14 protein-coding genes and 1 CRISPR repeat array are annotated in these 16,240 nt (G+C 29.5%); all 14 genes read right to left on the bottom strand.

Annotated elements, in window-relative coordinates:
* Positions 1–283: 283 nt before the first annotated feature.
* The 14 genes from AB3K27_RS10225 to cas2 all read right to left on the bottom strand — a co-directional run bounded on the left by AB3K27_RS10225 (position 284) and on the right by cas2 (position 16,238).
* Positions 284–826, bottom strand: a complete 543-nt coding sequence (locus tag AB3K27_RS10225; protein WP_368491208.1) for a TM1812 family CRISPR-associated protein — start codon at positions 824–826, stop codon at positions 284–286.
* Between the two features lie 64 nt (positions 827–890).
* Positions 891–3,098: a TIGR03986 family CRISPR-associated RAMP protein gene (locus AB3K27_RS10220; protein WP_368491080.1), complete on the bottom strand. Its 2,208-nt coding sequence runs from the start codon at positions 3,096–3,098 to the stop codon at positions 891–893.
* 2 nt (positions 3,099–3,100) lie between these two features.
* On the bottom strand, positions 3,101–3,565 hold the full coding sequence (locus AB3K27_RS10215) for a hypothetical protein (RefSeq protein WP_368491079.1): 465 nt from the start codon (positions 3,563–3,565) through the stop codon (positions 3,101–3,103).
* A 3-nt stretch (positions 3,566–3,568) separates the two neighbouring features.
* Positions 3,569–4,855 (bottom strand): RAMP superfamily CRISPR-associated protein, encoded by a 1,287-nt coding sequence (locus tag AB3K27_RS10210; RefSeq protein WP_368491078.1) that lies wholly within the window; start codon positions 4,853–4,855, stop codon positions 3,569–3,571.
* Positions 4,855–6,450, bottom strand: a complete 1,596-nt coding sequence (locus AB3K27_RS10205; RefSeq protein WP_368491077.1) for an RAMP superfamily CRISPR-associated protein — start codon at positions 6,448–6,450, stop codon at positions 4,855–4,857. The genes AB3K27_RS10210 and AB3K27_RS10205 overlap by 1 nt, the downstream gene beginning before the upstream one ends.
* A 2-nt stretch (positions 6,451–6,452) precedes the next feature.
* Positions 6,453–7,097, bottom strand: a complete 645-nt coding sequence (locus tag AB3K27_RS10200; protein WP_368491076.1) for an RAMP superfamily CRISPR-associated protein — start codon at positions 7,095–7,097, stop codon at positions 6,453–6,455.
* Between the two features lie 12 nt (positions 7,098–7,109).
* Positions 7,110–8,624: a hypothetical protein gene (locus AB3K27_RS10195; protein ID WP_368491075.1), complete on the bottom strand. Its 1,515-nt coding sequence runs from the start codon at positions 8,622–8,624 to the stop codon at positions 7,110–7,112.
* A 23-nt stretch (positions 8,625–8,647) separates the two neighbouring features.
* A complete protein-coding gene (locus AB3K27_RS10190; RefSeq protein WP_368491074.1) occupies positions 8,648–9,529 on the bottom strand; it encodes a hypothetical protein in 882 nt (293 codons plus the stop codon).
* The gene (locus AB3K27_RS10185; protein ID WP_368491073.1) at positions 9,519–10,820 is read right to left on the bottom strand and encodes a hypothetical protein; all 1,302 of its coding nucleotides are present in this window, start codon (positions 10,818–10,820) and stop codon (positions 9,519–9,521) included. Before AB3K27_RS10185 ends, AB3K27_RS10190 begins: the two co-directional genes overlap by 11 nt.
* Positions 10,821–10,842: 22 nt before the next feature.
* Positions 10,843–12,957 (bottom strand): hypothetical protein, encoded by a 2,115-nt coding sequence (locus AB3K27_RS10180; protein ID WP_368491072.1) that lies wholly within the window; start codon positions 12,955–12,957, stop codon positions 10,843–10,845.
* Between the two features lie 330 nt (positions 12,958–13,287).
* Positions 13,288–13,368: a Fic family protein gene (locus AB3K27_RS10175; protein WP_368491207.1), complete on the bottom strand. Its 81-nt coding sequence runs from the start codon at positions 13,366–13,368 to the stop codon at positions 13,288–13,290.
* Positions 13,369–13,390: 22 nt separating this feature from the next.
* Positions 13,391–14,206: direct repeats of the CRISPR family, unit length 29 nt; unit sequence GTTTCAATTCCTCATAGGTAATCTAAAAT.
* Between the two features lie 168 nt (positions 14,207–14,374).
* Positions 14,375–15,133, bottom strand: coding sequence for a Fic family protein (locus tag AB3K27_RS10170; RefSeq protein ID WP_368491071.1), 759 nt, complete (start codon positions 15,131–15,133; stop codon positions 14,375–14,377).
* A gap of 77 nt (positions 15,134–15,210) precedes the next feature.
* The gene (gene cas6, locus AB3K27_RS10165) at positions 15,211–15,951 is read right to left on the bottom strand and encodes a CRISPR-associated endoribonuclease Cas6 (protein WP_368491070.1); all 741 of its coding nucleotides are present in this window, start codon (positions 15,949–15,951) and stop codon (positions 15,211–15,213) included.
* 23 nt (positions 15,952–15,974) lie between these two features.
* The gene (gene cas2, locus AB3K27_RS10160) at positions 15,975–16,238 is read right to left on the bottom strand and encodes a CRISPR-associated endonuclease Cas2 (protein WP_368491069.1); all 264 of its coding nucleotides are present in this window, start codon (positions 16,236–16,238) and stop codon (positions 15,975–15,977) included.
* Positions 16,239–16,240: the final 2 nt, after the last annotated feature.

Here is a 16,240-nt window from a genome sequence, read left to right as displayed (position 1 = left end):
AAACTAATCTCAGCCTGCTAATTAGCTACAAATGTAAAAATCGTCGCCCCTCAGTAATTTTTACTCTATTCAGGGTCGACGACAAAATATTAAATTATAAATCACTTCATAAGTATCTCGAAATATAAAGTATACAGTACACTTGTAATAATCAAAATCTAATACCTATCATTTCCCAGATTAGTCTCTATTAAGTATTGACTTCACTCAAAATAGTTTTCATTAGACTTCAGGTTTTTTTACAATGAGAAGAGAAAACGAGAAAAAATTGTATATCCAGTAGTTATTTCAATCTAATTTCATCCAGTAGTTTATTGAAAGGTGTTAAATCAAATATTGGGGTTATAACTTTATTACATACTTTTTCTCTTGCTTCGTAGGCACCATAATAAATCCCAGCTATACTTATATTTTTAATTACCTTGGCACAGTTCAATGCAACTAATTCCTGTAATGGAATTGAGCGCAGTCCATGAGTTATATCAAATACAACATTATCTTCATCATCTATAACATCAAAAATTTCATCGTATATTTTCCATAATTTCCTTTCTGTTTGTCCTTCTAGAATTTGTATCTCTTCAAAATTCACTCCTTTATTTCGAAGTATTTCTTCTAGTTTTCTATTTTCATCATTTCCGTTAAACCAATTTGCATCCTTGGATTTTTTTGGAATAAATACACTTACAATATCTTTATTCCAATCCCAAAACCTGCATACAGTACTTATAATGGCTTCTTGAATAAATCGTGTTTCAACCAAGTCACCTTTAAACTTATATATACACTTGTTATATTTACCTGTTCCTAAAAACCTATAAAGCATACATCTCAAAAGATAGTTATAAACCTATTTTTCATATTTATATACCCTTTTACAAATTAAACATTCATCTACCCTTTTTCTCATTTTCGTTCTTCCACTTTTTTAATTGATCTCCTAAGGAATTATTCAAGCCCGAACTACTATCAAACTTATCTTTATCATGGTGTTCAGGATTGTTACCTCTACTGCGTATATGTTTTTTTCCATTATCCTTTTGGGTTTTTCTATAATGATTACTATTAATTTCATTTGAACTGCTGTTTTCTCTTAGAATAAATTTACCATTTAGTATATCTTCAAGTTCTTCAGGATTTGGCAGGGGTTTAAGCATATTAAATTCATTACTTTTAGATCTATCAGGATAAAATTTAATTTTCATATACCTGGCTTCATTTTCATGATTTCTATCTACAACCAGAGTTTTTAAAATCATAAAATCTTTAACTGCTGCCTGCAACTCTATATCAATATTGAATTTTTCTTTAAAACTTTTCTTATATTCATCTACAAGAACTTCTCTGTTCTCTTCTCTATAATAGTCAGCAGTCATTGAGGAATATTTTTTACGGATATCTTCTGTTTTTATATTTATATTTTCAACTTTTACCCTTCCAAATCCATAGGGTTTTCCATAGCCTATAGTTTCATAAGCACCATCTTTCACTTTGAGTGCCCATGATATAAGTCCCAGTTCTTCTTTGGTAAGATTGTTAAAATATATTTTCCCTTTAAATACCGTTTTGGGGGCAAGAGGTTTAATATATACAGAAACATTTTCACTAACCTTTCCATTTACATTTTCATTTGCATTTTCAACAGTATCATTAATAGTATCATTATCTCTATTTAAATATTCTTTTATTCCACGTATCTGCGAATCGGAATCATTGTAATTTTTAATTTTCTTGGTATCTTCCCCGCCTATAATATCCTGCTTCAAATATGATGGATAAGAACTTGCATGGGGCTCACTGGCAACTAGTCTATATTCTCCACAAAGTTTAGGTGATTCATCCGTGCAGACTGCATCTTCAAAGCTCAACCTTCCTTTGTAATTATATTTTTCTTTGCCCCTTTCAGTAAAACCAAAAAGTGCATCTACATAACTAAAACCGCTTTTATCTTTATATCCTTCAGGCATTAAATCTTTTGTTGAATAATCATAAGGTATCCTGAGATAGGGACTAAATCCAAAATATAACTTATCGTTAAATTTTCCATAAAATATAGGTTTGCCCGAATTTCTGCCTTCTTTATCAGGTAAAAAGAAATATGTTCTATCGTTTTCCTTGTCTATTTTATCGGGCTCTCTCTGCTTTTTAGTTCTCAGTAAATCATTCTTATAAAAATTTATAAATTTAAATCTGCCATTATCCCTGGATATTTCAATCTTGTCCGGACTATCAAAATCAGGTTCAGGAATTATATAGTGAGCCAGTTTCCCCTGGATAAACTCTGAACTCATCAAATAACCTTGATTTTTATATTTCCCCGGTTTACCTATTTTAGATACTGTGCGAACACCTTTTATTTCAAAAGATATTTTTACACAATAAGGTTTATATTTATCATTTCTATCTTCCAAAAGCTCTTTTTTATTTTGGTTGGGCCTGTATCCTCGAGATTTATATTTATTCTTATTTTCTATAAGATCGAGAATTTTAGAACTGTACATATAGTTTTCACCCACATTAGGATGTATACTCCTCAAATACTGTTCGCTTATTACAAAATAGGAAAGATCATTATTGCCTACTTTTTTAGACGGTACAAGCACATATTTATCCCTTGAATCCTTGTAAACATATCCACCGTTTACGTTTTTAGGCATAGACATACTTTCTCCACCAACAACTTTTGTACCTATATTAAGCCTTTTGAAATAATCCTTTTTATTCTTACCCTTTCCAAAAGACCTGAAATAAAACCTGTCATCTTCTATAAAATCTTCAAGGCTGCTTAAGCTCAAAAATGCAGTATTGTTCCTCAATATTCCCCTAATTGTATTTCCAGGTATTGTATATTTGTTTTTGGGATTTTTGAAAGGAGTTATGACTTTTCCATTATTTCTTTCACTGGAACCCACAATTAATGGAGTTTCATTTACTATTTCATATTCTATACAGCCATTCAAGTATAGCTCGTTTAAAATATTATGACCCGGTAGATCTTCATAAGTTTTATAAGGAAACACACACCTATGTGGAAGTGATACAAAATTATATGGAGCTACACTATGATCTTTTATAATACTATAATTTTTATTTCCCATAATTACGCCTCCTTCAATAATTCACATGGTTTTAAGTAGAAAATATAAGCTTGTCCGTCTTCATCAAAATCAATATATTTTTTAACTTTTAACTTGTTGTAATTATTTTCTCTATTGCATCTCAAATAAAAATTTTCATCAATAAAAAGTTCTTTTTCTCCATTATCAATAAATATATTCCCGCCAATTTTATTATCCATCATTCTTACATCAATCTCAGTATCTCTGTTAAAAAATCTTGCTTCAATAATATTGTTAAAATCAATATTTAACTTATCGACAGTATCATATTTTACGGAATCAAAATTATATATTATTCCATATTTAATTCCAAGAATATCGTAAAATTTTTTATCAGATAAAACAGCTTCAATTCCTACATCTGTATTGTAATTTTTATTATTTATATCTATAAATTTTTTAATGTTCTCTCTCGTGAGTTCTTCTAAAGTTACATTAACTTCCATTCTTTATTCCTCCCCAAGTGCAGATATATAGTCATCAATTTTATTTATCTCTGCTTTCTTATCTTTCATATTCCATCTAAACAGCAGATTATTTCCACTAAATATATTAAGCTGCTGACCTTTAATTCTACCTCTTCCTGTGCTTTGGCCGCTTCCAATACTTAATTCTCCCCTGGCAATATCTCTAAACACAAGAGCAATAAGCCCAACTGCCTCATCTTTTTCACATTTCTTATCAAGTTTGAGTTTCCCGGAAATCCTCACTTTTCCCATTACAGGTTCCTCACTCATTTTTTGTCCTTTGAGAACTCCTCCAGTAAATCTGTCCACTTTTATCTTGCTATAAGTTGCCTTTTTTACATCCTCTATTTTAGAATCATAAGCTGTAAATCTTGATGGAAGTTTTTTTTCTGCACCATCTTCAGAACCAAATATCTTTTCTATATCATTTTTTTTCCCATAAAATCTCAATATTCTTTCACCCTGGCTTCTTATGATTCCTTTAAGTGAAGTCCGTGGAATGACACATTTCCCTTTTTCATTCCTAAATTGCTCATCATCCGGCCTAGTATAGTCAAGTGACGAATTCCCCTTTACAAGCAGGGGAGTTTCAATTTTTCCTTTAAGTTCATATCTTACAAATACGCTGCTCTTCAAATTTTCAGAAGGCAGTTTCCCAATATCAACTGACACATATTCCTTAGAATTTTTAAGATACATAAATAAATCTTTTTTATTTGTAAAATCATAATTAACTTCTTTTACAAAATTTACTTTAAATATCCCAGCCCCACCTGTTTTATAAGAGCCCAATGCTATATAATCATTATTTATTGCCGACAGTGCAATATAGATATTTTTGCCATATCTTTCAGCTTGCTCCTTATTATCACCATAGATTTCAATACACAATTTGAATTTATGACCTTCACATATATATTTCCTTTCAAATTTTGCCTTATTTTTCGATGTACCTGAAAATTTATCAATACACACACCTGGTCTTACCTCTATGCCCAATAAATTCGCGCAGGAATCATAGATAAATATTTTACTCAGGCTATTATCATCTGATTCTTTACTCTTTCCAAACATGTCTTCTACATCTTCAACACAAATCGAAGAAAGGTAACTTCTAATTGCCCCTGCAAGCATTGTTCCGTGCAAATACACACTATTTTCTTCAATATCTACTAAAAGTTCTCCATCGTTTCCGCCTATATTCAAAGGAGAAATATTTTCAATTTCAGATTCTATTCTTTTCAAATATTTTCCATTTTTAAGTGGCATTAATTTTCCCCTCCCTCTGAATTGTCTTTAAGCTGCATTCTAAAAAGCTCTTTGAAAATCCTTAATTTGTAATTATACATAACTTGAGCTTCACCATGGAGTCTTGACTCAACTCCCCCTATTTTAAAAGGCTGCCCATACTTATTTCCAAAATCAAATTTATCATTGTTTTCAAGTTCACTTAACATATAGTCTTTTAATGGCTTTCTATCTATAAAAGGTCTTTCAAGTTTATTTGCAAGTTCTCTATTTATCTTTCTTTCTGAAATATGCTGAAAGTAATTTCTAAGTCTTATTATTCCATCTCCATATTTCATTCCAAGAAGAACGTCCATTAACTCTGTAAGTTTTCCAAATTGATTTTTATTTAAACTCAAATTCACCTGGGAGTTCATTCCCAATACATTTTCAGAGAGTTTTTTATTGATTTTATTGAGATAAATTCTATCAAGTATCATGCTGAGCTGATTTTTATCTTCTTCGTCTTTAACTTCAATTTCCTCAGTTTTCTCACTATGACTATCTGAAAGGACGACCTGGTTAAAAGAAAGAGTCTGGTCAATGTCAGGTAAAATTATAAATCTTCCAAAACCATCCTGCTTTCTTTCTCCTATCCCCTCTTCTTCGAAATTCCTAATATTATCGAGATTCAAATCGCCTTTAAATTTATAAACAAATATACTTCCTGATTTTATTCCATTTACTATGGGAAGTCTGCATCCCCACTTGTTATTAAATCCTGTAAAATATTCCATATCTACAAAACTGTTTTCAAATTTAACTTCCTCAAGGCCGAGCTTTTCTTTTAAATATTCTTCATCTATATAGGATTTATAAATTCCAAATTTATCCCTATATAATATATCGGATGATGCATAAATTGAAAAAGACTCTCTATCTTCAAAATCATCTACTGCATCTCCAAAAATCCTAATTTCAGGGTTCTTCTCATTTACATTTATATTATCTATTTTACACTTCCCATATCCAGAACCTTTTGAACCACCTATATAGAATAATCCTTTCTTCAGTACTTGTTTGATTTCTTCAATATAATCGTCATTTTCGCATTTAATTATTCCTCTAAATTTTTCTCCTGAATCTATAGCTTCATACCTAAAGATCTTATTCTTTGCTTCCTTTTTTATATGCAAATTATTTATTTTATCTATCCCTCGAGTTTCCAATACTTCTTTACTAAAATTAAAATTTGCAAATTCAAATCCTTTCACTTTATCGATGTCCCTATCGGTATCTTCGTAAAACATTGCTATCCTCATTTTTTTACTTACATTATATTTCTTTATATCATCTTTCAGAGCATAAAAACATCTTGGAAATGGCAGTGATCTGACTTCATCAATTACCGGATAGGCATTTAAAAATTTCATTCCCCCCTTTAACAGTTTTTCTCTATGTATTCCAGAATTAAGATCCTTTACATCATTTGCATTAATATAGTTTGATATATATGCACCTCTTATGGCCGATCCCGGTATATAACTTCTGGAATATTCATTATCGGACTGCATAACTGTAGATGAAATTTTTATCGGTTCTATATTTTTTATATCAAATACAACATATTTAGCCATATTTAAGCCTCCTTTTCCAGTACATCAATATATTTAGCTGTCACATCTTCACCTTTTTCTATAAGTGAGCATTTTACATTTCCTTTTCCCCTGCTCTCCATTGTGCCGAGATTCCTTAAAACTGCTACTCCTGCTGAAAGTATGCCCTTTTCAATATCATCTAAATTTCTTTGACATTCTACATCACAGTATAAAATCAAACCTTTTTTTATCACCCTGGCCTGCCTTAAAGAACCCTTTTCTGGAACTCCATTCTCATCAATCCTTGTAAAGGTTCTAACTTCCGTAAGAGAATTAAGTATATCTTTTTTGTCAAACTTATAATTTTCAACACCATATTTGAGATCATCATGCACGCACTCTGATATAACACAATCCGAAAACTTTAAAGTATTGCTGTCAAACTTTCCCTCTTTCCCAAGAAGTCCTTCAATAATTTTGTCATATCTATTTTTACTGAAACAGAACATATACTCTCCGAGTGCAGAAATTTCCGCTCTTAGTTTTCCCTTAAAGGTCTTCCCTCTAAAATAAGGAACACCTATGTCATCCTTTAATATATCAACATCAACTCCACTCGATTCTGATTCCCCATTTCCAAAAATACTTTCGGAAAGTAGTTTTATTTTTATTTTAAAATATGTCATTTTAACTCCACCTCACTTTTCAAGTTTTTTAAACATATCCATGGATTCTATGGCATCGAAATACATACACACGCTATCACTTTCATTAAAACAGTAGTCTCCTCTTGCACCATGAAGATCTCTAAAATACCTACCTGGTTCTATATTATAAAACTTAAAGAAATATTTCGTTTCTTGTTCACCTTTTTTAAGCACTTCCCTTAAAGTTTTAACCTTACTCCTTCCTATTTTTTTCTCACTTATAGCTGCATCTACATTGTTCAATGCTTCTATAAAGTTTTGATAATTTTTCCAATTCTTCAAAGGATCAATTACCAATGGCTTCATCGTGAGTTTCGCATCTTTACCATTAAACGTATACTCTTCTTCTCTTATGTCATATATGGATTTATCTATATCTCCCTGAAAAATATGAAAATCCAGCATTGACGTATCTCCATATTTTTCTTTAAGAATAGTTTTCTTCGAATTTTCACAAAGCTGTTGTGCAGCATCATATCCTTTTATAAATGGATATCCTTTTTTTATTATTGCAATTCCAGCACATGCATGAAGTTTTCCAAGATCCATGCCTTCAATATCAATATAATTTTTATCGAGTTCCTGAAGAAAAGATCTTGCAGTTTCAACTCCAATATATGCATTACTCAAATAAGTCACGTCGTCCCCTGCAAATATAAGCGGTCTCAGCGGAATAATTTTGTCAGCTATTTTCGAAACATCTTCTAAATTTTCTCTGCTGTTAACTACATTTACTGCTATATTTTTAAATGCACGTTTATAACTTTCATCTATTTTTTTACTGAAATTTTTAAGTATATTTATATATCTATTGTTATAAACCTCCATGGTCTCGTTATCTCTTTTAACTACTTTATTTTCCAAATTTCTTAATTTTTTACCCATTTCATTCCCATCAATATGTACTACAGCTATATAGCTTTTCCCTTTTTCATTTACCAAATCATCAATTTCTTTACTATATTTATAATTTTCCGGAACGAGATCATCAAAATATTCCTTGACAGCACTCTTTTCTTCCTCCCGTTTTGCTTTTATCTCACTTGAAATATATTTTTTCCCTTCATCATAATAAAAAGAAACAGCAGGGTATCCCGTAGAATCACATTCTCTTTCTATTCCAAAGCCAATCTGATTCCCTGAATTTTTTCTACTGCTTTTTTTTATTTCTAATTTTTTATATATATTTTTAATTGAAGCTTTTATATCATCCTTTGAAATATCAACCGCTTCCTTGACTATAAAAAATTCAAGGCCAGGATAATTCTTAAGTACTCTTATGCTAAAATTTTTTATGAACTCATTTGCACATTTTTCATCATCGAATAGATATAAGCTTTTTCCACCTCCTTTTACTATGAAACTTTCATTTTCAAGATCATATTCTCTGAAGTTCTCAGATAGCCTTCTTATGATCATGGATGCCCCAATACATTCTTTAAGTCTGCTACTTCTAAATACATAATTTTGTTTTCTTGAAAACTCCCATAATACCAAACTCTTCATTTATTTTCCTCCTTGCTCTCTTCTTAAAATGTAACAGTTACTTTCTCTTTTAAGTCCCGGGAATATACACTGCTTAGGGAATCATAAAATGCACTTTTTGCATTCCCATAATTTAAAAATTTATTTTCAAGTTTATACCCTTTAATATAGAAATCAATACATGCCTCACTTCCCCCTGCTTTTTCAACCTCATCTGATATCTCAAAATACTTATCCACAAGATCTTTTATCTTTTTACATTCTACAGTAATGCCAAATCTCAAATTTCCTTTTTCTGTATCAATATGATCAAACTTATGATTATGGTGAACATTACTGATTTGATTCCCACCAATTAATTTATAGCCGTGAAGTTTTATTAGATCTTCCTTTGTTACGCTAAATTGTTTAAATACATTTTCAATCTTATATATGGATTCAATTTTCACTGGTTTAAATTTACACTCATAGATTTCCCCCTTGTCAGAAGAAACATAAGAAGAGTGTACATTCAACTTCCTATATTCACCTTCTTTAACTACTCTGTCATAAAATGAATAGAAAAATGCTGACATGGATTTTGTAGATCCTGTATAATCCACAATAATATCTACTGTTCTGCTGCCAAGATTATCATAATCACAGTCTTTTATGATATTTCCAAATTCATTTTCTACACATTTTTTAATACTTTTCCTCCTGCTTTTGTCACAGGGAACAGGTTTTATAATAATTGAATCATCTTTTTCTTTCACAGAACTGATTATATTTTTCAAAACATTTTCACTGCTTACCGACTCATCATCATTCAACGTATAAAAAGCATACACTTTTGTTCCACTTTTACTGTAATTTAAAATCGTATAGTAACTAGGAGAAGGATTTTTACCTATTAAAGTTATTATACAATCAGCTTTAGTACTCATTTTTATCAACCGCTCCCTTTTTTATTATCCAATTTCTAATTATTTCTTTTAATTTGGGAAGTTCACCCCATGTCGTTATAAGCACATTTTTAGGATTTTCCTGCCATATATCCATATCTCCTTCAAGGATTTCATTCTTATCCTCTACAAAAGTAACAGCTGCGGCTGCTGATTCCGCACCAGAAATAATTTTCACTCTCTGTTTAGCCTCATACAATTTCAATTTAGTCATTCTTTCAGTATCAACAGTACTTACCGAAAAATAATATAATTTATAATCTTTCATAGCTATAAAATCCGATTCAAAATTTGTACTGATACTCTTACTTGACAGATTATTTGCAAAATTATCTATTACATTTTCCTTTTTAAGCTCCATCAATATTTGGTGAATCACTTCTTCAAACCATTTTCCACGAAGTTTTTCACTTATTTCTGAGCTTATATTTTTACTGGACAATTTACGCCTTTCCGTATAAAACGATTTAAAAAAATCATCAGAACTGTCATAGCCGCACAAAAGTTTGTTTCCATCTGAAAATTCATCTAAAAACTTTGTAACTTTGTTTGCACTACCTTTTGTTTTTTCATCTAATCCCTCATATAATCCCGTTAAATACGAGATGATTTCCTTCCTTTTATCCAAATTATTTGCTATGAAATCATACATATCTCTGCTGAATTTACTCTGCTTAAAAGTATCTGAACTACCCTTGTAATTTAGAAATGACCTCATATGCACGGCAACCACATCTCCAACAGTAATAGGAATGGTCCCACTTTCACTTGAATAATCAACTATGCTTTCTCTATTCAAATTTGATTTAAAAATATGTATTTCACTCTTCTCTCCATCAAGATATGTAAAATACAGACTACTGCCAAAACCTTCAAACACATCTTTAAAAGCTTTACAGGATAAACTTGAAATCACTTTAGTTCCCCCTGTATAATTGAGCTCCATTACAGGTTTGTCTATTGCCGAGTTCTTAATTTCTCCACATATTGCTTTAAATTTGGGAAGCAGCTCCTTATACACCTGTTCTGGATTATCATAATTCTCTAATTCAAATGATTTACTTTTTACATGAAGGTTTCCTTCTATATCAGTTTTATCTTTTTGTTCTATAAAATCCTCAAGACCATCTGAAATATCTTTCGTCTCACAAGTATGAATCAAAAATACCTTCCCATGTTGATTTATTCTTGCAACTATACCTATGAGATTGGGCATAGCGCTTGTTCCTACAAGAGTTATTAGAAAATCAGCTTTCTTTTCTACTTTTTGCATAAATTCAATGCCTCCTTTGTTTCTATCTGTACATATATGTAAATTTAGAATTTATAATATTTAAAGCTTTGTTTATGTCATCCTCTCTGGATAAAGCATTTACTTCAAAATATTTTCTTGTATCATCTAAAATATCCTCCTCATTCAAAAATTTTATGAATTTTCCCAAATCTTTCTTATTCTTATAGCAATTGAGTTTTATCATAAACCCAATAACCTTTAAGGTAAATTCACTGTTGGGATTTTTACATATACTTATGGCCTTATCATTAAATTCCTTTTTTAAAGAAGCAGTTTCAAGCCTCTGGGCTATATTATAAAATATAAGCTCATAGGGATGTTCAAAAAACTTTGAATATTTTTTCACATATGAACATAAATTAACAAGCTTATTACCAAGTCTTTCAATTTGGTCTAGGCCAATGTCTTGTCCTATTTCTTCATAAATAACCCAATATTTGATAAATGCAAAAAGCTTGAAAGATTCACCTGGAGAAAGCAAATTTTCATATTTAATCTTTGTAAAATAATTTATTCCATTCTGAAAACTATCAAATCCAAAATATTTATCTATAATCTGTCTTATATTATTTTCTGGAACAATTTCGAAATATGAGTAATAGTGAATCAGGTAAGATATTGCCTGATTTTTTTGCTTATCATTATATTTAAAGCATCCCAATGCCTCTAAAAAATACTTTTCTGCAGATGCCTCATTAATAAATGACATATACTGCCCCTTTGAGCTCAAATATTTTCCCATATTTATGTCAACATAATTTTTACGAATTTCCTTTTTATCCATATCGCAAGCTATTTCTTTATACATTTCTTCTACAAACTCTTGATATTTAATAAGTTTATCAATATACGCAATTGATTCTTTAAAAAGGAAACTATTCGACAATGTAACTGCATATAAATTTATAGCTTCCATTCTTAACCTTATAATATCTAAAGAATCTGCATTATAAGTCAATTTCATGATATTTTGTTTATATATGATACTATTTTCTTTAAAATTTCCCAAATGGTTATATGTTCTCATTTTAAATATATAATATTCAATAGCTGTCTTTAAATCATTTTTAGCAGTAGAAGAAGTTATATACTCATCAACCTTATCAAGCTTTTTTTTGACAAATATCCTATTGTATTCTTTTGACTTTATTTCTTCCCCTTCTTTGATTATAAAATCTTTTATAGATACATCATTATATAGCTTTTCTTCATCTAAACTTTTTATATAGGAATCATATATTCTTTTATATTTAGAATTTTTAAATTCAATATTATACTTCTCTTTTTGATTTATATATTCATAAAGCTTTTTTTCATTATAATATTGAATTATTTTTCTATAGCACTCATCAATGTCATCATATGCAAATACAATTTCATTTAAATCATCCATAACTTTAAGATAAGCATTATTGCACACAAAATCTGAAAGTTGATAAAAAACATTAAGATTACCCTTATTATCGCATTCATCGCCATAAGCTATTTTATTTGCATTTATTTCCACATAAATTTTGTTTTTTAGGAAACTGCAATTTGAAATTTCACAGCTTAATGCTGAAAGGAGATTAGGAGACAGATCAAGAACCACCTTGCCATTTAGTATATCATACGAAAGTTCTTTGAAAGCCTTTATCTCCTGAGTTGAGAGTTTTTTTACCGGTAATACTCTCGTGGGCAGATTTATAATTACTTTGTTATCATAATTCAGTATTCCTGATTTGTATAATAGAAGATTTGATACTACTCTGTTTAGCATATTTAAATAAAGAAATGAAGCATTGTTATCATCTGTTATATTTGAAAAAATTTTTTTATTAATAGTCCCTCTCTCTATGTAAAAAGGAATTATTTTATTTCCACATTTTTTATCTATAAATATACTTTTTAAAACAGCATTTTGGACTTTCCCATTTCTCTGCTTTCCATGTATCTTATTATAATAATCATATCCTCCGGCAGTTATAAATTGCTTCTCCACACTACTGCTCAGTGTTTTTATAGATCCTTCATCTTTTATACCTTTACAAATTACACCTCCTATTATCTCTCTTTTAGTTTTGTTACCATCATTGCATTCAAATGATCCTGCTTCATCTAAAAAAATATAAATCATATGTTTTCCCTGCCTTTTTTACCCATAAATATAATTTTACTTTTTTATAAATACAAACTAATATCTCCCAAAATACACATTGCTATGCTATCTATCTTATAAATTAATTTATTTAAACTTATATATGATATTCTACCTTATTTTCCAAATTCCTTCATATATATGAATAATTTTATATAATATTACAAATTATTTTTTATTTCTATAAATGAAAAAATTTCATTCCATATATTTACAAATATCTTGCTTATTATTTTCTATAAATTAGATATTTATCCTAAATATTACAAGACCAGTAGTACTGTTCCCTGTCATTTTTAAATAAAACTATTAGTGAAAAATATTTACTATAAGAAGACAATTGATCAGCATTCTGCCGGTTCTTCCATTTTTATCAGCAAAAGGATGTATACCCTCAAAACCAGCAGTGGAAATATGAAATCACTATAGGTAATCTAAAATCTCATTTTTAATCATTGAACTTTCATCTAACATTAATGGTTTCAATTCCTCATAGGTAATCTAAAATCAGCTACTTCTAGGGAAGCTACACCATACTTGTTACGTTTCAATTCCTCATAGGTAATCTAAAATTGTATATCTGCCATTTATATCACCTCTTCATATATCGTTTCAATTCCTCATAGGTAATCTAAAATTATACTTTCATATCCATATATTCACGCCCTTTCTTTACGTTTCAATTCCTCATAGGTAATCTAAAATGTAAATTTAAATTTGATGGAATTTTGCACATTTTAAGTTTCAATTCCTCATAGGTAATCTAAAATGTAAATTTAAATTTGATGGAATTTTGCACATTTTAAGTTTCAATTCCTCATAGGTAATCTAAAATATACTAGGAACAATGCCTGGCATTTCGGCCAAAAAAGTTTCAATTCCTCATAGGTAATCTAAAATGAACTCATTTTATGCGAAGGTGAATGTGATTGCATGGGTTTCAATTCCTCATAGGTAATCTAAAATTAAGTGCTGCAGAAAGTGTGAAAGAGTAGAAATATGGTTTCAATTCCTCATAGGTAATCTAAAATTCTATCCAGTATCATTACGGGGAACCCAGCATTAAGGTTTCAATTCCTCATAGGTAATCTAAAATAAATAAAGAAGGTAAGACTGTTCTTATAGTAACCCAGTTTCAATTCCTCATAGGTAATCTAAAATTCGTTACAACAAAAGACTTTGGTGGCGAATCATTAGGAGTTTCAATTCCTCATAGGTAATCTAAAATCCATCCATATATTATTATAACAGGGTTTATGAAAATATCAACATGTTAATGAAGTGTTAATAAAAATCACAAACCCTTATCATTACTCATCTTTTTAATTTATCGAACCCCGTGGTTTTTTACGCTACTGGGGGTCGACGAAAAAATTATTGGTGTTACCTTTATCATCTAATCCAAAAAATCCTTTAAATTTTTTAACTTGATATTATAATCTTTAATCCATGTCTTATAAGCTTGATCTTCTAGGAAACTAACCATTTTAGATATTTCCTGCGTTTCATTGAAATATTCCAAGGCCAGGTAATACTGTTCCCTGTCATTTTCAAATAAAACTATTGGTGGAAAGTTATTGCCTATAAGAAGATAATTGACCAGCATCCTGCCCGTTCTTCCATTTCCATCAGCAAAAGGATGTATACTCTCAAACCAGCAGTGGAAATATGAAATCACTGTTAAAACGTTGTTATCATTTATTTTCACTTCATTAATTTCTTTAAATAAAGAATCTAAATTTTCTTCTACTTCATCAGGACTTACCCCTACATCATGTAAGCCAACTATATAATCACCTTTTTTAAATTCTCCTGGACTTTCTCCTTTTAATAACAACTGCTCTGAAAAACAATTTTTCATCAATGCATAATGAATTTTTTTTACTATATCAATAGATACTTTTGAATCGTATTTTTTACATAATTTAAAAATATTTTTGCATAACTCCCTGTGATTCTCTATTTCTACAAGTGTTTTCTTATTTCCTTTAAAATCTGCAACTTTTTTCCCTTTAAAGATGGTTTCAACATCTCTTAATCTTGTCTCATTATTTTCTATTTTATTTGAGGAATATGTAAACTTAAGAAAAAATCTATCTAACAATTCTTCACTTATACCTTTTCTCCAAATTTTAATACAATCTTTATAAGACATTAAAAACCTCCTAAAATATATTCAATCTACCCTTAAAATATAAGCCATAAATATTGATACAATATTATTCCAGACTTCTACTTTCTTTTTACTTCAATGCATCCAAACCCTTGAGAATTTTTGGAGCCAATTCCTGCATTGTAGGCTATATCCATAAGTTCCTTTGAACCCTGAATCAAAAATTCTCCATCCCATCCTTTTATAACATATCCCTTATACATTACAATTCTCTGTTTTAACTTTTCTCTATATAAAGGAGTTATTGAAAAACATTTATCTGAAGGTTCTGCTCCATAGTAGGCTTCATATTTATGTATTAAATTTCTCCTTATAAGTTCACTGAACTCACTTTCTAAAGGATTATAATAGTAAGTTTTGTTACCCTGATAATTTTTAAATGTACTATAGACAACTATAGGAGATTTTGTATATACTATTTCTTTTTTAGAAAGTTTACTATATGCACTTTCAATATGATCTACGCCAACTATGTTATTTCCAAACTTAAAATTATCTTTTCCTATCACATTTAATACAAGATAATTTAAAAATCTGTCTTCAAGGGAGGAAACAGTGAAATTGGCGTTATCAAAAAAACTTATAATTTTCTTATCCCTGTATATTTTAAACTTACCATATATTTTTGAAAATGTAAAAAGCTTATATCTTCTATTTTCAAATTTAAATCCACAATCATGTATAAATTTTTGATAGTTTTCATTCCCAAGCCAGTTTAATATCACTGCTTGCATTATACTATTATACTGTATAGGTAAATTAAAACAATCTTTAAACTTTAAATTTATGTTCAGTCTCATACCAATCAGCTCCAATTATTAAATTATATGAAGAGTTCTTGAGAATTTTTCACCACTCCTATTTGTTCTCTTTTTGAGTATTTTGTACTGTTAAACTTATAAATTATAATGGAATCCTCTTTTTTATCCATAATATTCTCTATTTCTATTTTCAATTTTTTAAAATTAGCCATACTGAGTTCCCCCTCAAATACAGAGTTTTGAACCCAAGTCAAATATTTTCTACATAATTTTAAGGCTTTTCCCACTCTCTTTTCTCCAAAATCGTAGACTAAAATGACAAACATTA

This window comes from Clostridium sp. BJN0013 (genome assembly GCF_040939125.1).
GTDB lineage: Bacteria > Bacillota > Clostridia > Clostridiales > Clostridiaceae > Clostridium_B.
The sequence above is the reverse complement of the archived record's forward strand: the minus strand, read 5'-3'. Positions and strand labels throughout refer to the sequence as shown.